Origin of the sequence: Sphingomonas sp. Sphisp66 (genome assembly GCF_047324325.1) — a bacterium.
Classification (GTDB): Bacteria; Pseudomonadota; Alphaproteobacteria; order Sphingomonadales; family Sphingomonadaceae; genus Sphingomonas.
Map to the genome: position 1 here is coordinate 1,708,681 of NZ_CP168508.1, position 22,299 is coordinate 1,730,979.

Annotated in this window: 16 protein-coding genes and 1 tRNA gene; 6 read left to right on the forward strand and 11 right to left on the reverse strand. The window is 67.0% G+C overall.

The annotated features are described in order from the left end of the window. Positions 1-225: 225 nt before the first annotated feature. Positions 226-900 carry a hypothetical protein gene (locus tag ACEN8G_RS08355; RefSeq protein WP_413418678.1) on the forward strand — a complete coding sequence of 225 codons (675 nt, stop codon included), beginning with the start codon at positions 226-228 and terminating at the stop codon, positions 898-900. A gap of 85 nt (positions 901-985) precedes the next feature. Here ACEN8G_RS08355 and ACEN8G_RS08360 read toward each other — a convergent pair. The 6 genes from ACEN8G_RS08360 to ACEN8G_RS08385 all read right to left on the reverse strand — a co-directional run bounded on the left by ACEN8G_RS08360 (position 986) and on the right by ACEN8G_RS08385 (position 6,234). Further along, positions 986-1,060: transfer RNA gene (locus ACEN8G_RS08360), tRNA-Glu, on the reverse strand. 90 nt (positions 1,061-1,150) lie between these two features. Further along, the gene (locus ACEN8G_RS08365; protein ID WP_413418676.1) at positions 1,151-1,498 is read right to left on the reverse strand and encodes a DUF952 domain-containing protein; all 348 of its coding nucleotides are present in this window, start codon (positions 1,496-1,498) and stop codon (positions 1,151-1,153) included. 170 nt (positions 1,499-1,668) lie between these two features. Beyond that, entirely contained in the window at positions 1,669-4,437 is a 2,769-nt protein-coding gene (gene gyrA, locus ACEN8G_RS08370; RefSeq protein WP_413418682.1) for a DNA gyrase subunit A, read from the reverse strand. 124 nt (positions 4,438-4,561) lie between these two features. Continuing rightward, complete coding sequence (locus ACEN8G_RS08375) at positions 4,562-5,170, reverse strand: hypothetical protein (RefSeq protein ID WP_413418674.1); 609 nt, start codon at positions 5,168-5,170, stop codon at positions 4,562-4,564. A 145-nt stretch (positions 5,171-5,315) separates the two neighbouring features. Next, complete coding sequence (locus tag ACEN8G_RS08380) at positions 5,316-5,744, reverse strand: hypothetical protein (RefSeq protein ID WP_413740769.1); 429 nt, start codon at positions 5,742-5,744, stop codon at positions 5,316-5,318. A 1-nt stretch (position 5,745) separates the two neighbouring features. Beyond that, positions 5,746-6,234, reverse strand: a complete 489-nt coding sequence (locus ACEN8G_RS08385) for a hypothetical protein (protein WP_413416587.1) — start codon at positions 6,232-6,234, stop codon at positions 5,746-5,748. Between the two features lie 310 nt (positions 6,235-6,544). Here ACEN8G_RS08385 and dnaE point away from each other — a divergent pair, with 310 nt between their 5' ends. Further along, complete coding sequence (dnaE, locus tag ACEN8G_RS08390; protein WP_413416585.1) at positions 6,545-10,018, forward strand: DNA polymerase III subunit alpha; 3,474 nt, start codon at positions 6,545-6,547, stop codon at positions 10,016-10,018. Between the two features lie 227 nt (positions 10,019-10,245). Beyond that, complete coding sequence (locus ACEN8G_RS08395; protein ID WP_413416583.1) at positions 10,246-11,838, forward strand: long-chain fatty acid--CoA ligase; 1,593 nt, start codon at positions 10,246-10,248, stop codon at positions 11,836-11,838. 95 nt (positions 11,839-11,933) lie between these two features. On the opposite strand, the gene ACEN8G_RS08400 is transcribed toward ACEN8G_RS08395, so the two are convergent. After that, positions 11,934-14,543: a M1 family metallopeptidase gene (locus ACEN8G_RS08400; protein WP_413416581.1), complete on the reverse strand. Its 2,610-nt coding sequence runs from the start codon at positions 14,541-14,543 to the stop codon at positions 11,934-11,936. Positions 14,544-14,848: 305 nt separating this feature from the next. On the opposite strand from ACEN8G_RS08400, the gene ACEN8G_RS08405 reads away from it, so the two are divergent. Then, positions 14,849-16,945: a GDSL-type esterase/lipase family protein gene (locus ACEN8G_RS08405; RefSeq protein ID WP_413416579.1), complete on the forward strand. Its 2,097-nt coding sequence runs from the start codon at positions 14,849-14,851 to the stop codon at positions 16,943-16,945. A 42-nt stretch (positions 16,946-16,987) separates the two neighbouring features. Here ACEN8G_RS08405 and ACEN8G_RS08410 read toward each other — a convergent pair whose 3' ends face one another. Then, positions 16,988-18,058, reverse strand: coding sequence for a PA0069 family radical SAM protein (locus ACEN8G_RS08410; RefSeq protein WP_413416577.1), 1,071 nt, complete (start codon positions 18,056-18,058; stop codon positions 16,988-16,990). Between the two features lie 52 nt (positions 18,059-18,110). Here ACEN8G_RS08410 and ACEN8G_RS08415 point away from each other — a divergent pair, with 52 nt between their 5' ends. Both ACEN8G_RS08415 and ACEN8G_RS08420 read left to right on the forward strand, forming a co-directional pair. Continuing rightward, the gene (locus ACEN8G_RS08415) at positions 18,111-18,452 is read left to right on the forward strand and encodes a VOC family protein (protein WP_307119381.1); all 342 of its coding nucleotides are present in this window, start codon (positions 18,111-18,113) and stop codon (positions 18,450-18,452) included. A gap of 98 nt (positions 18,453-18,550) precedes the next feature. Beyond that, positions 18,551-19,066, forward strand: coding sequence for a YbjN domain-containing protein (locus ACEN8G_RS08420; protein WP_413416575.1), 516 nt, complete (start codon positions 18,551-18,553; stop codon positions 19,064-19,066). Between the two features lie 164 nt (positions 19,067-19,230). On the opposite strand, the gene moaB is transcribed toward ACEN8G_RS08420, so the two are convergent. Genes moaB through ACEN8G_RS08435 form a run of 3 tightly spaced genes read right to left on the reverse strand, consistent with a single transcriptional unit; the run spans position 19,231 to position 22,266 of the window. After that, positions 19,231-19,758 carry a molybdenum cofactor biosynthesis protein B gene (moaB, locus tag ACEN8G_RS08425; RefSeq protein WP_413416573.1) on the reverse strand — a complete coding sequence of 176 codons (528 nt, stop codon included), beginning with the start codon at positions 19,756-19,758 and terminating at the stop codon, positions 19,231-19,233. After that, positions 19,745-21,547 carry a transglycosylase SLT domain-containing protein gene (locus ACEN8G_RS08430; RefSeq protein WP_413416591.1) on the reverse strand — a complete coding sequence of 601 codons (1,803 nt, stop codon included), beginning with the start codon at positions 21,545-21,547 and terminating at the stop codon, positions 19,745-19,747. The genes moaB and ACEN8G_RS08430 overlap by 14 nt, the downstream gene beginning before the upstream one ends. 2 nt (positions 21,548-21,549) lie before the next feature. Beyond that, positions 21,550-22,266 carry a uracil-DNA glycosylase family protein gene (locus tag ACEN8G_RS08435; RefSeq protein ID WP_413416571.1) on the reverse strand — a complete coding sequence of 239 codons (717 nt, stop codon included), beginning with the start codon at positions 22,264-22,266 and terminating at the stop codon, positions 21,550-21,552. Positions 22,267-22,299: the final 33 nt, after the last annotated feature.

A 22,299-nucleotide genomic window follows, 5' to 3' on the forward strand; every position in this document is an offset into this window, starting at 1 on the left:
AAATACGCGGCGCCGCCCTCGTCTTGGCCTGGGCGGGAAGGCTCCCCCGGGATGGCGGGGTCCTGGCCAGCCCGGTGGTTTGCAGCAGCCTTCCGAAAGGCGTTCGACACCCGCGCTGATGCTGGCCGGCGGGCTTTCAGGCGACGTCGCTGCGACAAAGACGTCAGCTTCTGCGACCGAGCGGAGCGCTTGACGGTTCCATCGGCAAATGATGGAACGAGCCGCGTGAGCGAACTTCCTTCCCCGTCCGATCTTCCCGCCCCGACTCAAGCCGAGGAAAGGGCCGAGGCGCGCGCCGCCGAATCCGCCGCGATCCGGCGCCGGTGGATTACCCTGGGCGAAGTGCTGGCGGTGATCGCGGTCGTCATTTCGGGGCTGACCTTGTGGAACAGCTGGAGCGAGCGGAGCGACAGCAAGGCTGCGCAGAGCGCGGACGCGCGGCGTGCCTCCACGCGTGCGGGCACGCTGGTTCTCGTCGTCGCGGATGCGGGCAAGCGCGCCCTGGTGCTGAAGCCTGCCTCCGCGGAACAATCCGTCCAGAGCCAGACCTTGCTCTTCCCTGCCGCGCTCGGGGCTGCGTCCGCGCAGACCACCGGTGAGCCGCGGATCGAGACTTCCTGGTTCGAGCATGCCCTGGAAAAGGCGCGGGAGGCGGCAAATCTTGCCGACAATAGCAGGGGAGACGAGCGGCTGCCGGTCGTCATCGTCACGCGCTTCCTGGTCGATGGTGAGCCGCACGAGGACGTCGCGCTCTACGAGATCGGCTATACGATATCCGGCCGGCTGCTGGGTGGGCACAGCGTGGCGCTGCGCGGGCTCTCCTTCGTCTCCAGGGTGAAGAAGAACGATGCGCAGGCAAAGCTCGATGCCCGCTGGAAGGCGCTGTTCCCCAAGGCCTGACGCGGAGGGCTGGGCTCTACATGGCGATGTCGGGGAGCGCTGTTGCTGGCGCGTAGTCGCAGGTGAGATTCTCCTGCGTCCGCGCTGGTGACCCCTACGAGAATCGAACTCGTGTTTTCGCCGTGAGAGGGCGACGTCCTGACCGCTAGACGAAGGGGCCGTGCAGCGGAAGCGGGCAATTACGGGTAGCGTCTCTCCCCGTCAAGCGCCTTCCGGAAGGTTTGGCAATTTTATTGCGATGCCGCGTTTTTCAGCCGGTGACGGGCAGGCGGAGCGAGCCGTCGGGTTCGTAATGGACGGGGCTGTACGCTGTCACCGCATCGAGCGGCAGGTCGGCATAGAGGTGCGGGAAAAGCTGGCCGCCGCGCGACGGCTCCCATTGTACTGCGTCGCCCATCGCCTCCAGATCCACCGCTGCGAGCCACAGGCCGGTCTGGCCGGCGAAATGCTTGTCCAGCGTCTCCTCGACCTGCGCGGCGGTGGAGAGGTGGATATAGCCATCCTGCAGGTCGATCGGGGCGCCCTTGAACACGCCATTCTGCTCGAGGGCGTGCATCTGTTCGGCGGTGAGGATCTTGTAGGCGGTGTTTTCGGGCATGGCGGTTCCCTTGGCAGGAGCTCCGAAGCTATCCCGATCGTCACCCCGCGAAAGCGGGGGCCCATCTCCTGAAGGTGCCACGGGCATAACAGCTGTGGTGAAACGGGATAGCGCAGTAGATGGGTCCCCGCTTTCGCGGGGATGACGTTGATATTGGCGGTTGGAGAGCCTTACTGCCCGTCCTCAGGCCCACGGGCGAGGTCCTCGCTCGTGGTGCCGTCAGGCGTGGCTTCGCCGATGGTCGGGCCGTCACCCAGCTCCACCTCGGCATCGCCTTCGCTTTCCTCGATCCGCGCGGCGGAGACGACATGCTCGTTGTCCGCCACGTTGAACAGGCGCACGCCCGCCGAACCGCGGCCGATCACGCGCAGGTCGCCCAGCGACATGCGGATCATCTTGGCCTGGTCGGTGACCAGCATCAGCTGGTGCCCCTTGCTCGCCGGGAAGCTCGCCACCACCGGACCGTTACGGCCGATATTGTCGATATTGGTGATGCCCTGGCCGCCACGGCCGGTGCGCCGATACTCGTAGGCCGAACTCAGCTTGCCATAGCCATTGGCGCAGACGGTGAGGATGAACTGCTCGCGATCCTTGAGCTCCTCGAAGCGCTCGGGCGCCAGATCGGGCTGGCCTTCCTTCTCGGCCTTCCACGGCGCGAAGCGGAGATAGGCCTCGCGCTCCTCGCTGGTGGTGCCGACGCGGTGGAGGATCGACAGCGAGATGACCTCGTCTCCCTCGGCCAGCTTCATGCCGCGCACACCGGTGGAGTTGCGGCTCTGGAACTCGCGGACATCGTCGGCGGCGAAGCGGATCGCCCGGCCCTGGCGGGTGGCGAGCAGCACGTCGTCGCCTTCCTCCAGCAGCGCCACGCCGATCAGCCGGTCGTCGGCGTCCTCGCCTTCGAACTTCATCGCGATCTTGCCGTTCGAGGGCACGTTGTTGAACGCGTCCATCGCATTGCGGCGTGCCGAGCCCTTGGCGGTGGCGAACATCACATGGAGGTTCGCCCACTCATTCTCGTCCTCGGGGAGCGGGAGCACGGTCGAGATGGTCTCGCCCGCCGCGAGCGGCAGGATGTTGATCATCGGCCGCCCGCGCGTGGCCGGGCCGCCCTCGGGCAGCTTCCAGACCTTCATGCGATAGACCTTGCCGAGGGTCGAGAAGAACAGCACCGGGGTGTGCGTCGAAGTGACGAACAGCTCGGTGACGGCGTCCTCGTCCTTGGTCGCCATGCCGGCGCGGCCCTTGCCGCCGCGGTTCTGGGCGCGGAAGCTGTCGAGGCTGGTGCGCTTGATATAGCCCTGCACGGTCACGGTGACGACCATGTCCTCGCGCTCGATCAGGTCCTCGTCCTCGATGCCATCGGCAGCGGGGGCGATCTCGGTGCGGCGCGGGGTGGCGTAGAGGGCGCGGACCGTGGTCAGCTCCTCGACCATCACTTCGTACAGCTTCGCGCGGTTGCCGAGGATCTCGAGCAGCTCGGCGATCGAGTCGGCCAGTTCCTTGAGCTCGTCGCCGATCTCGTCGCGGCCGAGCGCGGTCAGGCGATGCAGGCGCAGGTCGAGGATGGCGCGGACCTGAGCGTCCGACAGGCGATAGGTGTCGCCGGTGACTTCGGTTTCGACCGCCTCGACCAGCTTGATGTACTGGGCGATCTCCGCGATCGGCCATTCGCGCGCGAGCAGCTTGTCGCGGGCCTCGGCCGGGCTCGACGAACCACGGATGATGCGGACGACCTCGTCCAGGTTGGTGACCGCGATCACCAGGCCGAGCAAGATGTGCGCGCGCTCGCGGGCCTTGGCCAGCTCGAACTTCGAGCGGCGGGTGATGACCTCCTCGCGGAACTTGACGAAGGCCTGGATGATGTCCTGCAGGTTGAGCAGTTCCGGCCGGCCGCCGCGGATCGCGAGCATGTTGGCCGGGAAGCTCGACTGGGCAGGGGTGTTGCGCCAGACCTGATTGAGCACGACCTCGGGGGTCGCGTCGCGCTTCAGGTCGATGACGATGCGGACGCCCTCGCGCGACGATTCGTCGCGGATGTCGCTCACGCCTTCGATGCGCTTGTCCTTGGCGGCCTCGGCGATCTTCTCGACCAGCGCGTTCTTGCCCTGCTGATACGGAATCTCGGTGAGCACGATCGAGCGACGATCGCCGCGCTGTTCGAACTCGTGGCGCGAGCGGACCATGATCGAGCCGCGGCCGGTCGAATAGGCGTTGCGGCAGCCCGAGCGGCCGAGGATCAGCGCGCCGGTCGGGAAGTCCGGACCGGGGACGATCTCCATCAGCTCCTCGAGCGTCAGCGCCTCGCGCTTGCCGAGCATGCCGTCGATATGCGCCAGGCAAGCGTCGATCACTTCGCCGAGATTGTGCGGCGGGATGTTGGTCGCCATGCCAACCGCGATGCCGCCGGCGCCGTTGACCAGCAGGTTGGGGAAGCGCGCGGGGAGGACCGCCGGCTCGCTCTCCGACCCGTCATAGTTCGGGACGAAGTCGACCGTGTCCTTCTCGATATCGTCGAGCAGCGCCGAGGCGACCTTGGCGAGGCGCGCTTCGGTGTAGCGCATCGCGGCGGGCGGATCGGGATCCATCGAGCCGAAATTGCCCTGGCCGTCGATCAGCGGCACCCGCATCGCCCAGTCCTGGGCCATGCGCGCCATCGCGTCGTAGATCGAGCTGTCGCCGTGCGGGTGGTACTTACCCATCACGTCACCGACGAGGCGGGCCGACTTGCGATAGGCGCGGCCGGCGACATAGCCGCCTTCCTGCGCGGCGTAGAGGATGCGGCGGTGGACGGGCTTCAGGCCGTCGCGAACGTCGGGGAGCGCGCGCGCCACGATCACGCTCATCGCGTAATCGAGGTAGCTCGTCTTCATCTCGTCGACGATCGAGATCGGCGTAATGTCGGAGGGGTCGTCGGCGAGGATGGTCTCGTCGGTCAAAGTGTTCACCGCTTTCGGGTTCTTGAGTGTGTCTTACGGCTCTAACGCTGCCGACGCATCCTGCCAACCCCGCCCGCGCGCGTGCGCGTACGCGAGGAAAGCTGGGGATAAGTCTGGTTACGTGTCAGGCGGGGAGCTTCTTGCAGCTCTGGTAGATCGCCTCGAGATTGCCGCGTTCGAGCGAGGCTCGGAAAGCGCCCGATGTCAGCGCATGCCGGGCGTCCGGCGTGTCGGCGACGTTCCGGGCCTTGCGGATCGCTTCGAAGCGCGGGGTGAGCCGCGCGAGCACTTGCGATATTTCCTTTTCGAAAGACGAATCGCCATATCGGGCAAGCGCGCCAGCCGCGCCGGCCAGCAATGTGGTCACGCCCGTGCACAGGATGTCGCGTTCGTCCGGATCGGCGGGGAGCGGGGCGGGGGCAGTTGCGCGCGCCAGCGGGAAGCGCGCATCGCAGGCCGGGATCAGGCCGGCATTGTCCTCGGGGCGCGAGCGTGCGGGGTCATTGGCCTCGCGCATGATCTGGATGGAGCGATCGACGACATTGTCGGTGGGACTCTCCGCTGCGGCTGCCGTCATGCCCAGGTACAATTGATGGGACAGGCCACGCAGCACGCCCGGATCCTTGCTTCTGGCGGCGAGCAGGAAGGCGGGCAGGCATTGCCGTGCGGCCTTGCCGGTATCGGCATCGAGCGTGACGGACTGCCCGAGCAGCGCGAGCGACAGGAAGAACATCGATCCACCCCCTTTGGATTCGCGCCGGAATCTAGCCGGGCGGGAGCGGGGAAGGAAGGTGGCCGGTGGCGGGGCGGGAGGAGGTGCACCCCGCCACCGGGTCCGGGACCGCGTACTGCCGGTACGCTATGCGGATGCGCGGTCCTTAATGGGTCGTGCCGGTGTGCGGCAGGCGAATGACATATTGGCCGCTAGCCTCGATCCCGGTGGTGTCGTCCTCGACCTCACTACCGACCAGCTTGCCGAGATTGGCGAGCGCGCCGACCATGCCGAAACCTGCAGAGAACGGACGGCCGCGCGCGTCGCGGCGGGGCTTGGGGCGGGCGCCTCGCGGCTCGCGGCGGCGGGGCGGGGGCGCCATGCGCGCCATACGCTCGGCGACCGAGGCGGCATCGCCGGTGCGGCCGAACTCGCGCCACACGACCTGGAAGCCCTCGGGCACTTCGCTCCATTCGCCGCCCTCGGGGCGGATCAGGTCGCAGCCGCAATGGTGGCAGACCGCGAAGTCGAGACCCTGGTTGTGATGATGGGTGGTGCCGGCGGTGTGGCCCATCATGTTGCAGCGGATACTCATCTCAATGCACTCCCTTGGTCGTCTTGGTGCCGCGCATCCGCAGCCGGAATTCGGCCAGGGCGCGGAAATGGGCGTCGTCGCTTTCGAGCGCGATCGCGGGGTTCCAGATTTCGAAGCTGTCGCCGGCGCCGACGAACAGCGCGAGGTCGTCGATGCGGCCGAGATGGCGCATCGCCGCGGGGATGCGCAGGCCCTTGCCCTCGCGCTTCATCCGCTCGGAGAGGCCGAAGGTGCCGCGCATGCGGTGATAGTGGCTGCGGGCTTCCTCGCCGCGCGCTTCCTCCGCGATCCGGCGGCGCTCGGCGCGCTCGGCGAGGGTGGAGAGATGCTCGCGGCCATAGCCGATCAGGCAGGTGTCGCCCTGGTGCTTGGCGACGATGATCTCGGGATTGGTCTCGGGGGAAAGCGCTGCTTCGAGAAAGGCCGGGACGGCGACGTTGCCGTCCGCATCGACCTCGCAAAGCTCGCTACCATGGTAAAGGGCGTTCATGGGTCTCGACTCGTCAGAAAAGGTTGGGACTTTGCTGGTAAGTCACTGAAACCTCGGTGGGTTTCCCTGCTTGCCTTATAGTTGCCATAATGGCGCCCAATTCTGATCCACCGATGAACCGTTCCGTTCGATCGGCGAAAGGTTTACTTCGATTAACCATGATCTGGACCATCGGCTGCGATCCCGCCATTCCGGAGAGCACCCGTCCGAGTCCGTGCGTAGGGAAGAATCCTGAGCCCAAACGCTTGAAAATTGTGGACAACGCTCCCCACGGGTAGCGCCACGGAGAGCGGGACCCTACAATCGGCGGATGCATTCCGGCTTCGTTCCACTTCGGGTCTTCTCGTCCTTCACCATGCTGGAGGGCGCGATCGAGCCGAAGACGATCGCCAAGCGCGCGAAGGAGCTCGGTTTTCCGGCGGTCGCGGTGGTCGATCGCAACGGCCTCTATGCCTCGATGAGCTTCGGCGATGCCTGCATGAAGGCGGGCATCCAGCCGATCATCGGCACGCTGTTGGCGGTCAAGCGGCCCGACATGCCGGATGGAGTCGCTGCCCCGATCGACTGGCTCGCGCTCTATGCGCAGGACGAGCAGGGCTATCTCAACCTGTGCGACCTCGTCTCGATGGCGCATCTCGATCGCCCGCTCGAAGAGGATGCGCACATCCCGTTCGAGGCGCTGGAAGGGCGCACCGACGGGCTGCTCTGCCTGACCGCCGGGGCGGAAGGGGCGCTGGCGCGGCTCTATGCCGAGCAGCAGGATTCGGCGGCCGCCCATTATGCGACTCGGCTCGAGGCGCTGTTCCCCGACCGGCTCTATGTCGAGATCGTTCGCCGGCTCGACGAGGTCGAGGGCAGGGCCGAGCCCAGGCTGCTCGATCTCGCCTATGACCGGAACCTGCCGCTGGTCGCGACCAATCCGAGCTGCTTCGCCGAGCCGACCTTCCACGAGGCGCATGACGCGATGCTGTGCATCGCCAACAGCTCCTATGTCGCCTCGGACGATCGCCCGCGTTCCTCGCCCGATGCGTGGATGAAGCCGGCGACCGAGATGAAGAGCCTGTTCTCGGACCTGCCCGAGGGCATCGCCAACACGCTCGTCGTCGCCCAGCGCTGCGCCTATGCCGCGCCCAAGCGCAAGCCGATCCTTCCCAGCCTCGCCGGCGATCGCGAGGGCGAGGCGAAGATGCTGCGCGATCTCTCCTGGGAAGGGTTGGAGAAGCGGCTGGAAAAGGCCGGGATCACCGATGCCGCCGAGCGCAAGGTCTATGAGGAACGGCTCCAGTTCGAGCTCGACATCATCATCCAGATGGGCTTCCCGGGCTATTTCCTGATCGTCGCGGACTTCATCCAATGGGCGAAGGCGCACGACATTCCCGTCGGCCCGGGCCGCGGCTCGGGCGCGGGCTCCGCAGTCGCCTGGGCATTGACCATCACCGATCTGGACCCCTTGAAGCTGGGCCTGCTGTTCGAACGTTTCCTGAATCCGGAACGCGTCTCGATGCCCGACTTCGACATCGACTTCTGCGAAACCCGGCGTGGCGAGGTGATCCGCTACGTCCAGCAGAAATACGGCTCCGACCACGTCGCGCAGATCATCACCTTCGGTACGATGAAGGCGCGGGCAGTGGTGAAGAACGTCGGCCGCGTGCTGCAGATGAGCTATGGCCAGGTCGATCGCCTCGCCAAGCAGATCCCCAACCACCCGACCGATCCCTGGACGCTCGAGCGCACGCTGAACGGCGTGAGCGAGTTCCTCGCCGAGTATAACGCGCACAAGGAGATCAAGAACCTCGTCGATCTCTCGATGCGGCTCGAGGGTCTGCCGAGCCACTCGTCGACCCACGCCGCCGGCGTGGTGATCGGCGACCGCCCGCTGTCGCAGCTCGTCCCGCTCTACCGCGATCCGCGCTCGGACATGCCGGTCACCCAGTTCGACATGAAATATGTCGAGGGCGCCGGCCTGGTGAAGTTCGACTTTCTCGGCCTGAAGACGCTGTCGGTGCTCAAGAAAGCCGTTGAGCTGCTCGCCGATCGCGGGCTCGACGTCGATCTCGATGCGCTCGCCTGGGACGACACCGAAGTCTATGACCTGCTCCAGCGCGGCGACACGGTCGGCGTGTTCCAGCTGGAATCGGAAGGCATGCGCCGCACACTGACCGCGGTGCGCCCGACCAACTTCGGCGACATCATCGCGCTCGTCTCGCTCTATCGCCCGGGCCCGATGGACAACATCCCGAGCTTCGGCCACCGCAAGGGCGGGCGCGAGGAGATCATCTATCCGCACGACCTGCTCGAGCCGATCCTGAAGGAGACCTACGGGATCTTCGTCTATCAGGAGCAGGTGATGCAGGCCGCGCAGATCCTGGCCGGCTACTCCCTCGGCGGCGCGGACATGCTCCGCCGCGCGATGGGCAAGAAGATCAAGGCGGAGATGGACGCCCAGCGCGAGACCTTCGTGAAGGGCTGCGCCGAGCACAACAACATCAAGCCGGCCAAGGCGAACGAGCTGTTCGACTTGATCGACAAGTTCGCCGGCTATGGCTTCAACAAGTCGCACGCCGCCGCCTATGCGCTGCTCGCCTACCAGACGGCGTGGCTCAAGGCGCATCACCCGCAGGAATTCTTCGCCGCCTCGATGGCGTACGACATCCACCAGACCGACAAGCTGGCGATCTTCGTCGACGACATGAAGCGGCTCGGGATCCGCTATCTGTCGCCCGACATCAATCGCAGCCAGGCCGATTTCTTCGTCGAGAAGACTGAGGAGGGGCTGGCGGTCCGCTATGCGCTGGGCGCGCTCAAGGGCGTGGGCGAGGGCGCGATGGAGGAGCTGGTGCGCGACCGCGAGGAGCGCGGCGTCTTCAAGTCGCTCGACGATTTCGCCCTGCGCACCAATCCGCAGCTGATCAACAAGCGGCAGCTGGAAACCCTGGCAGCCGCCGGTGCCTTCGATTCGATCAACGACAATCGTGCCGGCGTCTACGGCGCGGCCGAGCGGATCATGGCGGTCTGCCAGCGCTCGCACGGCGAACGGAACAGCTTCCAGGCCTCGTTCGACATGCTCACCAAGCCTGCGGGCGACGAGATCCGCTTGTCCGAGGACGTCTATTGGTCGACCGCCGACCGGACCGGGCACGAGCGCGAGGCCTTTGGCTTCTATTTCCAGGCGCACCCGCTCGACCGCTTCCAGCACCTCGCCAGGAGCTTCGGCGCGCGCGACATCGTCTCGCTGGGCGAGGTCGACATCCCGCCCGGCACCCGCGTCGGCGCGACGCTCGCGGCGCTGGTCGAGGATTGCCGTCCGCGCACCTCGGCGCGCGGCAACAAGTACATGATGGCGACGATCTCGGACAAATCGGCCCAGACCATCGCCACCTGCTTCGAGGACAGCGCCGTCCCCGATCTCGAGCGCTGCGCCCGCGAGGGCGGCTGCGCGGTGCTGACCGTCGAGCTCGACAAGCGCGCCGGCGAGGATACGCCGCGCGTCTCGATCAAGCGCGTCCAGAGCTTCGAGAGCCTGGCCAACACTGCGCGGCTGGTGCTCGACGTGACGATCGACGATGTCGCGGCGATCCCGATCCTCGCCGGCATCATCGGCGACCAGCGCGGCGGGCGCGGCGAAGTGCTGGTCCATGTCGGCATCGCAGGCGGCGTCGCCGAGATCGTGCTCGGCCGCGACTTCCGGCTCGACGGCGAGCTGCGCCAGAAGATCGAGAATGTCCCCGGCATCCGCTGGGCGGTACTCAAGAGCGCCGCGGCGAAGCTGGCCGAGGCGGCCTGACGCAACAACCGTCATCCCTATAACCGTCATCCCGACGAAAGTCGGGATCTCACGCGGCTCTTGTCCAGCGTCGCGCGCCTTCGCCTGAGATCCCGGCTTTCGCCGGGATGACGGGTCAGGCGCCGGGACGACGGAATTGGTGCGAAATCCTTCCTTACACAGCCCACTCTCGACACCTGCGCCATCCGCAGGTTACGCTCCTCGAAAAAGCGGTATGGAGAGCGAGGATGCTGGGTGGAATGCAGGATTTCGAGCTGCGCGTGACCACGCTGCTCGATCACGCGGCGCGCGAGCATTGGGGGCGGGAGCTCGTTACGCGCTGGGCAGATGGCAGCGAGACGCGCACCACCTGGGCCGGCATCGCCCGGGACAGCCGAAAGCTCGCCCAGGCGCTCGAGCGGCTCGGCATCAAGAAGGGCGACCGCGTCGGCACGCTGGCGATGAACCACAGCCGTCACCTCGTCGCCTGGTATGGCACCGCCGGCATGGGCGGGCTGGTCCACACGATCAACCCGCGCCTGTTCGACGACCAGCTCGCCTTCATCGCCAACCATGCCGAGGACAAGGTCCTGTTCTACGATCGCGCCTTCGCGCCGATCGTCGAGCGGTTGAAGCCGCACTGGACGACGATCGAGCATTATTACTGCTTCGACAGCGATGGCCCTGACGGGTTCGAGGCGCTGCTCGCCGCCGAGGACGGCAATTACGAGTGGGTGAAGGGCGACGAGCGCGAGCCCTGCATGATCTGCTACACCAGCGGCACCACCGGCAATCCCAAGGGTGTGATCTATACCCACCGGTCGAGCGTGATCCACGCGATCGCCGAGATGCAGCCCGACGTGTTCGACCTGTCGGCGCGGGCGGTGGCGATGCCGATCGTGCCGATGTTCCACGCGGTCGGCTGGGGCCTGCCCTGGGCCGGCGCCGCGGCGGGAATCAAGTTCGTCTTCTCCGCGGTCAACGACCCGCTGGTGCTGTGCGAGCTGATGAACCGCGAGAAGGTGACCCACACGGCCGGCGTGCCCACCGTCTGGTTCGCGATGTTCCAATATATGGACGCGACCGGTGCCAAGCCCGAGCATCTGAAGATCGTCACCATCGGCGGCTCGGCCGCGCCGCGCGCGATGATCGAGCGGCTGATGAAGATGGGCATCCGCGTCAACCATGCCTGGGGCATGACCGAGACGTCGCCCATCGGCACCATGGGCGCGCCGTCCTGGGACTGGGACGATCTCAGCTTCGAGGCGCAGGTCGACCAGGTCTGCAAGCAGGGCAAGGTGCCGTACGGCGTCGAGCTGCGCGTGGTGGACGACGAAGGCGTGGTCCAGCCGCGCGACGGCAAGAGCTCCGGCCGGCTGCAGGTGCGCGGCCCGTGGATCGTGCAGAGCTATTTCAAGGCGGACGAACCCGCGGTCGATGCCGACAACTGGTTCGACACCGGCGACGTCGCGCTGCTCCATCCGGACGGCACGATGCAGATCACCGATCGCGCCAAGGACGTGATCAAGTCGGGCGGCGAATGGATCAGCTCGGTCGAGCTGGAGAATGCCGCGGTCGGCTGCGCCGGCGTCGCCGAGGCGGCGGCGATCGGCGTCCATCACCCGAAATGGGAGGAGCGCCCGATCCTGCTGGTGATCCGCAAGCCCGGCAGCGACGTGACGGCGGAGGAAGTGCAGGCGCATCTCGCCCAGCACGTCGCCAAATGGTGGCTGCCCGACGAGGTGCACTTCGTCGAGAGCCTGCCGCACACCGCCACCGGCAAGCTGCTCAAGACCGCGATCCGTGCGCAGTACAAGGACTTCAAGCTGGCGGCGGCCTGAGCGGTACCGTCACCCCGGCGAAAGCCGGGGTCTCGTGCCGCAAGCTGCGCGCCCGTTGCCTGAGATCCCGGCTTTCGCCGGGATGACGCTGTGCGTCACATCCCCGCGAACGCTGCCGTGACCTCACCCGCCTTGGCGTCCTTGAACCGGGCGCAGTTGCGGATGCCTTCCACCGCGCGGTCGAGCGACAGCGTGCTGCCGCCTTCGGCGCGCAGCTTGGCATCGACCGTGTCGGCGGCCGCCAGCGAGCATTGCGACTTGAACATCTGCGCCGAGCGGCCCGAGAAGATGCCGCCGCCACCGCTGGCCTTCGAGAACTCGTCGAAATGGGCGAGCATATAATCGAGCGCCGCGTCTCGAGTGCTGGCGTCGTTCATGAAGATCGCCGAGGCGAACAGCCGCTCGCGCGGGGTGTAGCGGGCGTCGTTGAACTCGGTGAAATACCATTTGGCGACATCGGCATTGCCCGAGCCGGCAATGGCGCGGAACGCCGCCTGGCGCAGGCCCGGCGTCTTGCCCGCCAGCGCCGCCTCGGCGAGCGTCTTGGCGAAGGGCACGCCACGATCCTCGACCGTGACGGTCAGCGCCAGCGATGCGAAGTCGTTGTCCAGCGCCTTGGTGTCGCCGGCCAGCCAGGCATCTGCCGCCGCGCTCAGCTTGGCGCGGAGGGCCGCGTCATGGCCATTGTCGGCGACGAAACCGACCAGCTGCTCGCGCAATTCGGCGGTGTCGGCATTGTCCTTTTCATGCGCGCCGGCCTTGGGGTCGAAGCCGATCTTGTCGAGCATCGGTCCATAGATATCGACGAACAGCTTGCGATAGGCGGGCAGGGCGGCCTCGCCGATCAGCCCGCGCTGGCGCAGGCCGGCGAGCCGCTCGCCATTGTCGAGCTGCATCTTGGTCTTGGGATGCTGGGCCATCGAACGGGCCAGCGCGACGAGCTGCTGGGTCCTGGCCTTGCCGGCATAGAAGCTCGCCCACAGGCTGTCGTCCACCGCCAGCGCCTCGCCGGTCGGCAGGGTCGGGGCGGCGGCGATCAGCGCGTCCCAGTCGGTGGGGTCGAGGTCGAAGCGGTAATAGCCCCAGCCGCCTGCATTGGGGACGAGCGTGCCGGTGCCGTTCGAGACGACAGGCGCGCTCGGCTTGTCGAGCAGCATGCAGTTCTTGGTCTCGCCCTGTCGGGTGCAGAGCGGGACGATCCACTGCTGCGCCGGCGCATTGGTGCCGAAATAGGCGAAGCGCTGCTGGCTGGCGGTGAGGATGCCGTTCTGGCGGTGGAAGGTCACCACCGGCACGCCCTGCTGGTCGACGAAGCTGCGCAGCGATTCGAGCACGCGCGGATCGTGCGCGGCATCGGCGAGCGAGCCGAAGAACTGCTCGGTGGACGCGTTGCCATATTCATGGCGCTTCATGTGCAGGCGCACGCCGTCGCGGAACTTCTCGTCACCCATATAGGCTGCGATCATCCCGACGACCTGGCCGCCCTTGCCATAGGTGATCTGGTCGAACGCCGCATCGATATCGGCATCGTTGGTGATCTTCTGGTGGATCGGCCGGCCGGCGACGAGCGAATCCAGGTCCATCGCCTCGAAGCCTTCCCCGATCGCATCCACGCCGATGTCGAGGTCGGGGCGCCACTCATTGCCGATCCGGTAGCCCATCCAGTTGGCGAAGCTCTCGTTCAGCCAGATATCGTCCCACCAGGCCGGGGTGACGAGATCACCGAACCACTGGTGCGACAGCTCGTGCGCCACCACCATGCCGAAGGTCTGCTTGCGCGAGGTGGCGTCGCTCTCGTCGACGAACAGGATGCCGTCGCCATAGATGTCGGCGCCCGCATTCTCCATCGCGCCGGGCATCACCGGCGAGCCGATCTGGTCGAGCTTGGGGAAGGGGAAGGGCTGGCCGAAATATTTCTCGAGCAGCGCGACGATCGGGCCGGAATTGTCCAGCGCGAACTGCATCTCGTCCTTGTAGGGCTTGGTGCCGACGATGCGCAGCGGCAGCGGAGCCTTGCGCTGCGCGGTGGCGGGAACCTTGCCGGCAAGGGTATCGAACGGGCCGACGACAAAGGCGACCAGATAGGTCGGCAGCGGCTTGGTGGCGATGAAGCGGTGCTTCACGAGTTCACCGACCTTGGTGGCCTTGCCCGTCTCGGGTGCGTTGCTAAGCGCGACAAAGCCCGGCTTGGTGGTGAGCGCGACGGTGAAGGGTGTCTTGAACCCCGGCTCGTCGAAGCTGGGGAAGGCAGCGCGCGCATCGATCGATTCGAACTGCGTCCAGCTGTACCAGTCGCCGGCCACGTTGATGCGATAGGGACCGGAGGCGCCCCCGCCGAAGGCCGCGTCATAGTCGAACTTCAGCGTGACCTTGCCCGGCTGCACCGTCTTGCCGAAATCGATCTGGGCGAGACCGTGCGGGCTCTTCTGGGTGAAGGTCAGCGGCACTTCCTTGCCTCCGACGATCGCCACCGCCTTCGTCACATTGAGGTTGCGGCCGTGCATCCACACCGCCTGCGCCGCCTTGTTCAGCCGCACATCGATCTCGGCATGGCCGCTGAAGCGCGGCTTCTCCGGGACGATCGTCAGGTCGAGCCGATAGGCGAGGGGCGTCACCGTGTCCGGCAGCTTGCCGGTCGGCTGGGCATCCTGGGCATTGGCGAGGGCGGGAAGGGTGAGAGCGAAAGCAAAGGCAAGCGCGCGCATGAGGCATCCTTATGGTCTGCCGCAGGGACTAGGCGCGCCGCGATGCGCGTGCAATCCGCGAACTGTTTCACTCCGCTTACCGTATGTTTCCTGATTATGTCCGAATCGGCCATACAGCTAAAGAGGGGGCAGGTCCTCGGACCCGGGCGGCGTTTTGATCCCTCTTTCCGCCGCCCCACCTTTCCAGGCCACCGCACCCACGCGGTGGCCACCCTTTCCCCGGCACCCGCGGAACACTTTGGCCATTGCGCCGAAACATGGCTTGGCTATGGTAGCGCTATCATAAGATAAGCACGGAGAGGGATATGGGGCTGATCGCGCGCCTGATGGCGCTGGTCCTGCTGCTGGGCGCCGCGGCGGCGCCGGGCGAGCGCTGGGTGACGGCCTGGGCGACGTCGCAGATGATCCCCGGCAACAATGCGCTGCCGGCCGAGGATCTGAAGGACGCGACGCTCCGCCAGATCGTCCGCATCCAGATCGCCGGCACCAGGCTGCGGGTGCGCCTCACCAATGCCTATGGCACCCAGCCGCTGCGCATCGGCGCGGCGACGATCGCGCGCTCGGCCGATCCCGCCTCGGCGCGGATCGATGCGGCCAGCCTGGCCGGCCTGCGCTTCGGCGGCGCGAAGAGCGTGACCATCCCGGCGGGCGCGGATTATTGGTCGGATCCGATCACCCTGCCGGTGAAGGCGGGGGCGGATCTGGCGATCACCCTCTACCTGCCCGATGCCCCGGTGCAGCAGACCGGCCATCCGGGCTCGCGCGCGACCAGCCATATGCTCCACGGCGATCGTAGCGGCGATGCCGACCTGCCCGGCGCCAAGACCGCCGATCGCTGGGTGCAGATCGGCGCGATCGAGACGGTTTCGACCCGGGCATCGGCGGTGGTGATCCTCGGCGACTCGATCACCGACGGCTACGGCGTCCAGCCCAATAGCAATATGCGCTGGACCGACGCGCTCCAGCGCCGCCTGCGCGCCACCCCGGAACTCGCCGACATGGCGGTGCTCAACGCCGGCATCGGCGGCAACCGGCTGCTCAACGACGGGCTCGGCCCCAATGCGATGGCACGCTTCGATCGCGAGGTGCTGAGCTATCCGGGCGTCACCCATCTGGTGATCTTCGAAGGCGTCAACGATCTCGGCACGCTCACCCGTGACGCCCCGGCGACGCCCGAGGCGCATACCGCGCTCGTGGAGGGGATGATCGGCGCCTATCGCCAGATGGTCGCCCGCGCCCGCGCGCACGGGATCAAGGTGATCGGCGCGACGATCACGCCCTATGGCGGCTCGTCCTACTACCATCCCGATGCGCAGAACGAGGCCGATCGCGCCGCGGTCAACGCCTGGATCCGCACGCCCGGCAATTTCGACGGGGTGATCGACCTCGACGCCGCGATGCGCGATCCCGCCGCGCCGACGAAGCTGCTGAAGGCGTACGACAATGACGGGCTCCACCCCTCGGTCGCCGGCTACCAGGCGATGGCCGATGCGGTGCCGCTGTCGCTCTTGTCGGACAGGGTGAAGGACAAGGGCAGGGTGGCCGCGCCCGCCACACCCGCACCGATGATCGCCTTCACCTTCGACGACCTCACCGCCCATGCGCCGCTGCCCGCAGGATATACGCGCGTGGGTATCGCCGAGCAGATCGTCGCGGCGCTGAAGGCGGGCGGGGCGCCGGCGATGGGCTTCATCAACGGCGTCCAGCTCGAGCGCGAGCCGGCCTCGGCGCCGGTGCTCGACAAATGGCGCGCGGCGGGGCTGACGCTCGGCAATCACGGCTGGAGCCACGCCAATCTCAACGACCTGAGCGACGCGCAATTCCTGTCCGAGCTGGAGAAGAACGAGCCGATCCTCAAGGCGAAGATGGGCACGGCCGACTGGCGCTGGTTCCGCTATCCGTTCCTCTCCGAAGCCTCGGCCGACCCGGCGAAGCGCGCCCGCATCCGCAAGCTGCTGGCCGAGCGCGGCTACAAGGTCGCCACGGTGACGATGGATTTCTCCGACTGGGCGTTCAACAACGCCTATGCCCGCTGCGTCGCCAAGGGGGACGCCGACGCGATCCTGAAGATGGAGCATAGCTGGTTGGGCAATGCCGCGGTCCAGGCGGACCGCTCCCGCGAGATGGCCAAGGCGCTCTATGGCCGCGACATCCCCTATGTGCTGCTGATGCACCTCGGCGCCTTCGATGCGCGCATGATGCCCCGGCTGATCGCGCTGTACCGCGAGAAGGGCTACCGGTTCGTCTCGATCGAGGAGGCGGAACGCGACGCTTATTATGCGCCCGAGCTGAACCCTGCGCTGCCGCCGCAGCCCCAGGGGTTGAACGGCGCGATGGCGGCAAAGGGGCTGAAGGAACCCCAGGCGCCCGAGCTGCTGCCGCTGGATACGATGTGCACCTAATCTCCCTCTCCCCTTCAGGGGAGAGGGCCGGGGAGAGGGAGTTTAAAACAACTCCCCCTGCGCCCCCCTCGGCGGCCGGAACAGGTCGGTCCGGAGCCGCAGCACCTCCTGGTCCAGCCCATAGCGCTTCGCCGCCATCTTGAACCGCGTGCGCAGCAGTTCCGCCCAGGGGCCGTGCCCTCGGAAGCGCGTGTGGAAATTGGGGTCGTTGTCCTTGCCGCCGCGGATCGACTGGATCGTCGCCATCACCTTGCCGGCGCGATCGGGGAAATGGGTGTCGAGCCAGGCGCGGAACAGCGGCGCGACTTCGTGGGGCAGCCGCACCGGCAGGAAGAACGCCGTCCGCGCGCCCGCCGCCGCCGCGCGCTCGAGGATATGCTCGATCTCGTGATCGGTCACCTGCGGGATCACCGGCGCGAGCGAGACGAACACCGGTACCCCCGCATCGGAAAGCTGCTTCACCGCCTGCAGGCGCTTCTCCGGATGCGGCGCGCGCGGCTCCACCGTCATCGCGATCTTCGGGTCGAGCGAGGTGATCGAGAGCATCACCGCCGCCAGCCCCTTCCGCGCCATAGGGGCGAGGATATCGAGGTCGCGCGTCACCCGGTTCGACTTGGTGGTGATGGTCAGCGGGTGGTCATGCTCGGCCAGCACCTCGATGCAGCCCCGCGTGATCCGCCACTCCGCCTCGATCGGCTGATAGGGATCGGTGTTGGTCCCGAAGGCGATCGGCCGGCAGACATAGCCCCGCTTGCCCAGTTCGGCGCGCAGCAGCTCCGGCGCGTCGGGCTTGGCGAACAGCCTGCTCTCGAAATCCAGCCCCGGCGACAGGTCGAGATAGGCGTGGGTCGGCCGGGCGAAGCAATAGATGCAGCCATGCTCGCAGCCGCGATAGGGATTGATCGAGCGATCGAAGGCGATGTCGGGCGACTGGTTGCGGGTGATGATCGTCCGCGCCCGCTCCACCGTCACGGTCGTGCGCAGCGGGGGCGGGGCGTCGTCCAGTGCCGCGCGCATGTCGAGCCATTCCCCGTCCGCCTCGCGCGCGGGAAGGTTGAAGCGGCTGCTCGCCTCGTTGAGGGTGGCGCCGCGCACCGGCCGACTCTTTGCCATTGCCAAAGCCTAGGCGCGCATCTAGAACATAGCAAGAACATTGGAGGCGAACATGGCACGGATCAGCTATCTCGAACTGCCCTCGAAGGACGTGGGAGGCACCCGCGACTTCTATGCGAAGGCATTCGACTGGAAGTTCACCGACTTCGGACCGGACTATGCCGCGACCACCACCGGCGACACCGATCTCGGCATCAACGGTAGCACCGATCATGTGATCGAGCAGCTGCTGCCGATCATCGAGGTGCAGGATCTCGAGGCGGCGTTCGAGGCAGTGAAGGCCGCGGGCGGCGAGATCGTCGTGCCGATCTTCAGCTTCCCCGGCGGCCGACGCTTCCATTTCCGCGATCCGGCGGGGAACGGCCTGGGCGTATTCGTCAACGAACCGGAATGATTGCCGCGCCGGCACCTCGGGGATAGGGTTGGCGGAACAGGGATTTCCGGTGTGCCTGGCATGGCCGGGATTCCCGCACCGCAAATGCAGGAGGGGGAATGATGCGGGGTGCAATGATGGCAGTCGCGCTGGCCGCGGGTATCTGGGCGATGCCGGCGATGGCGCAGGGCGCCGATCCGGCCCGGATGGTCGATCTGTCGCGGCCCGAGCAGGTGGCCAAGCTCCTCCAGGAGGCGGGCTACAAGGCCGAGCTGCTGAAGCATGATTCGAACGGCGATCCCTATATCTCCAGCGCCGCCAACGGCTCGGCGTTCACGATCGAGTTCTACGATTGCAGCGCGGCCAAGGGCTGCACCTCGATGCAGTTCTTCTCCTGGTACAAGAAGCAGCCCTATTTCTCGGTCGAGATGGCCAATCGCTGGAACGCCAGGAAGCGTTTCCTGCGCATCGTGATCGACAAGGATGGCGACCTCTCGACCTGGATGGACGTCACCACGATCGGCAAGGTCAGCTTCGCCAATTTCTCCGATACGGTCGACTGGTGGCAGTCGATGACGGCCGACCTGTTCACCTTCATGGACGAGGAAGAAAAGGCGGCCGGCGGGAAGAAGTGAGGGGCTGAAGTTCCTCCTCAAATCCGATCATCCTGAGTAGGGCTGAGCTTGTCGAAGCCCGTATCGAAGGAAGCCCGTCCTTCGATACGCCATTTCGACAAGCTCAATGGCTACTCAGGATAGTCGGATTAGGGAAATGTCGCAGGCGTCGCGAAATCGGAGCATCAGCGCTCCCCCAGCCGCGGCAGCAATTCCACGAAATTGCACGGCTTGTGCCGGATATCGAGCTGGCTCGCCAGGATGCCGTCCCAGGCGTCGGTGACTGCGCCGGTCGAGCCGGGCAGGGCGAAGACATAGGTGCCGCGCGCCACGCCCGCGGTGGCGCGTGACTGGATCGTCGAGGTGCCGATCGACTGGTAGCTTAGCCAGCGGAACAGCTCGCCGAAGCCCGGGATCTCCTTTTCCTGCACCCGCGCCAGCGCCTCGGGCGTCACGTCGCGGCCGGTCACGCCGGTGCCGCCGGTGGTCAGCACCACCTCGACCTGCGGATCGCCGATCCAGCGTTCCAGCTGGGCCACGATCGCGTCCGCATCGTCCTTGATGATCTCGCGCGCCGCCAGCACATGTCCCGCCGCCGTCAGCCGCTCGACCAGCCGGTCGCCCGAGCGATCGTCGGCCAGCGTCCGCGTGTCGGAGACTGTCAGCACCGCGATCCGCACCGGGCGGAAGGCGATGCTGTTATCGATTGGCATTGCCGTCCTGGTGGAAGGCGAGCTTGCGTGCGCTGAGCCGCACCGCGGTCGGGCCCTGCATGCCCGGGAATTTCGGCCACATGCCCTGCGCCAGCGCCTCGCGGCTGCTCGACTTGCGGCCCTCCTGGTTCTCGTACATCCAGTAGTTGCGCAGCACGGTCATCACGTAACCGCGCGTCTCCCAATAAGGGATGCTCTCGATATAGAGCAGCGGATCGCCGCCATCCTTGATCATCGCGTTCCAGTTGGAAACCGGGGTGGGGCCGGCATTGTAGGACGCGATCACCTTGGGCAGCAGCCCGCCGGTGAAGGGCTGGTCGCGCAGCTGCTCGAGATAGGACTGGCCGATCTCCATGTTGACCGATGGCTTGGTCAGGTCGCTGGCGGCATAGTTCATGCCGTTGCGCCGGCCGATGTCGATCGCCGCGCCCGTCTTCACCTGCATCAGGCCCATCGCGCCGGCGGCGCTGCGGATCTCGGAGTTGAAGCGCGATTCCTGCAGCGTGTGCGCGAACACCAGCGCCTTGTCGACGCGCCAGCCGCCGGCGGGCGTCCAGTTCGGCGCCGGATAGCGCGCCGCGGTCAGCGGCTGGGTACCCTGCGGGCAGTTGTGCGTGAGCCAGAGCTGGGTGGAGGGCAGGCTCAGCCGGCCCGCCAGGCGGGTCAGCGCGAGATGCTCGGACGCCGAGCCGATCTTGGCCTGGTAGCGCAGCACTTCGTCGGCCAGCCCATCCTCGTCGATCTCGACCAGCGCGGCGGCGACGCGGACGTTGGGGCGGCGCTCCAGCGCGCGCCAGTCCTCGGCGACGAACCTCTCGCCCTTGCCGGGCTTGTCCTCGATGCCGAGCGCCGACTTGGCGAGCAGGCCGTAGAAGGTCTCGCCATATTGGGTGGCGGCGCGCAGCTTCACCTCGACCTTGTCGGGGTGGCCGCACGCCATCTCGGCGCGCGAGCCCCAATAGAGGCCTGCGGAGCGCAGCTCGGTATCGGCGGCGCGGGTGGCGACGCGCTCGAAGGCGGCGGTGGCGCCGGCGCAGTCCTGCTCGCGCCAGGCGGCGAGCCCGGCGACCCAGTCGGCCTGCGGGGCCCAGTCGCCCGAGCCGTCCTGCGCCTTGGCGGCAACGCGGCGGGCATTCTCGTCATCGCCTGCGACATAGTAGATCCAGGCGACCTTCTGCTGCCACTCGGTCTTGGCCTCGGGGGTCAGGTCGGCCTCGAACTTGCTCACCACGCCTTCGGCCTCGAGGCCCTGATCGGCCTTCACATAGGGCTGGATGGCGAGCGCGATCTCGGTGGCGGCGGTGTCGCTCTTGATCGAGCGGGCGCGCTGGCGGACCGGGGCGCCGTCATACCAGACGAGGCGCGCAGCGGCGGGGATGGCGGGGGTGGAGACCGCGCCGCGGGTCCGGGCCATGCGGCTGAGCTGGTCGGCCTGGGGCAGCTCGGGCGCGTCGCCGATCAGCTGGAGGATCGGCGCGAGCTCGACCTTGGGCGAATTCTTGGCGGTGTAGAGTTCGGCGCGGGCGATCGAATGGAGCGGGCCCGGCTTCATCGAATCGAGCTGGAGCTGGGCATCCTGCCAGCGCTGGGCACGGATCGCGGCGAACACCTTGCGGTATCCGGCCTTCTGGTCCGAATCGAGCTGCTCGGGAATGCCGTCGCCTTCGCGCGGGGCAGGGGCAGCGGCGCCGTCTTCGGCCGTGTTGGCATTGGTGGTGCCGGCCGACAGATCGGCGGCATGGGCCAGCGCCGGTGACGCGATCAACGCGGCGGCAAGCAGGATACGCATGGTCACAGGGTCCCCCGGGTCAACTGCAGCAGGTGCTTCCAGGCTTCGCTCTTGGCGGCCGGGCGCTCCAACAGGAAGCGCGGGTGCAGGCTCGCTACGGCTGCGGTTTTGCCACCGAAGTGGTTAACATCGACTAAACCATTTGCCGCGCCGCCGTCATTCGTCTCAGCCAGGACACGGCTCGCCGTTTGTCCCAAAATCAACAGCTTAGCCGGCTGGAGCAGCTTGAGGTGATGCTTGGTGATCTCGATCAGCCGGCCCTCCTGGTCGGGCGGGATCCGGCCGGCGAGCGGGCGGGCGACGGCGAGCGGCAGGAAATAGACCGAATCACGCGCGATCCCCGCGGCGGTCAGCATGCGCGCGAACAGCTTTCCGGCGGCGCTGTCGGCGAGAATCTCGCTCTGGTCGTCGCTTTCCGGCATGTCGGTCAGCACGACGATCTGGGCGTTGGCTGGGCCGCTCGGGGCGATCCTGGGGGTCATCCAGCCGGCTTCGGGCACGGTCTCGCCGGTGCGCCAGGCGGTGAAGGCGGCAAGCGTGTCCGGCAGGACCTCGGGCTGGGGCGACGTTACGGCAGCCTGCGCCACCTGCACGGGCGCCGGCCGCGCGAGCCAGTCGCGAGCCTCATCCTCCTGAAGGGTTTCGACACCCGCATCGCGCCACCATTCGAGTGCGCTCGCGAGGGTACGCCCCCAATCCGCTGTGTATTCGCCTCCCACCACTGCACAGAGTCACGGCTTGACGGGCGGGTC

What these genes read in the sequence shown, in the direction of transcription:
- ACEN8G_RS08365 (WP_413418676.1), bottom strand. Translation starts at nt 1,498, where the DNA reads ATGCCCGAAAACACCGCCTACAAGATCCTCACCGCCGAACAGATGCAC.
- ACEN8G_RS08375 (WP_413418674.1), bottom strand. Translation starts at nt 5,170, where the DNA reads ATGTTCTTCCTGTCGCTCGCGCTGCTCGGGCAGTCCGTCACGCTCGAT.
- ACEN8G_RS08380 (WP_413740769.1), bottom strand. Translation starts at nt 5,744, where the DNA reads ATGAGTATCCGCTGCAACATGATGGGCCACACCGCCGGCACCACCCAT.
- ACEN8G_RS08385 (WP_413416587.1), bottom strand. Translation starts at nt 6,234, where the DNA reads ATGAACGCCCTTTACCATGGTAGCGAGCTTTGCGAGGTCGATGCGGAC.
- dnaE (WP_413416585.1), top strand. Translation starts at nt 6,545, where the DNA reads ATGCATTCCGGCTTCGTTCCACTTCGGGTCTTCTCGTCCTTCACCATG.
- ACEN8G_RS08395 (WP_413416583.1), top strand. Translation starts at nt 10,246, where the DNA reads ATGCTGGGTGGAATGCAGGATTTCGAGCTGCGCGTGACCACGCTGCTC.
- ACEN8G_RS08400 (WP_413416581.1), bottom strand. Translation starts at nt 14,543, where the DNA reads ATGCGCGCGCTTGCCTTTGCTTTCGCTCTCACCCTTCCCGCCCTCGCC.
- ACEN8G_RS08405 (WP_413416579.1), top strand. Translation starts at nt 14,849, where the DNA reads ATGGGGCTGATCGCGCGCCTGATGGCGCTGGTCCTGCTGCTGGGCGCC.
- ACEN8G_RS08410 (WP_413416577.1), bottom strand. Translation starts at nt 18,058, where the DNA reads ATGGCAAAGAGTCGGCCGGTGCGCGGCGCCACCCTCAACGAGGCGAGC.
- ACEN8G_RS08415 (WP_307119381.1), top strand. Translation starts at nt 18,111, where the DNA reads ATGGCACGGATCAGCTATCTCGAACTGCCCTCGAAGGACGTGGGAGGC.
- ACEN8G_RS08420 (WP_413416575.1), top strand. Translation starts at nt 18,551, where the DNA reads ATGATGCGGGGTGCAATGATGGCAGTCGCGCTGGCCGCGGGTATCTGG.
- moaB (WP_413416573.1), bottom strand. Translation starts at nt 19,758, where the DNA reads ATGCCAATCGATAACAGCATCGCCTTCCGCCCGGTGCGGATCGCGGTG.
- ACEN8G_RS08430 (WP_413416591.1), bottom strand. Translation starts at nt 21,547, where the DNA reads ATGCGTATCCTGCTTGCCGCCGCGTTGATCGCGTCACCGGCGCTGGCC.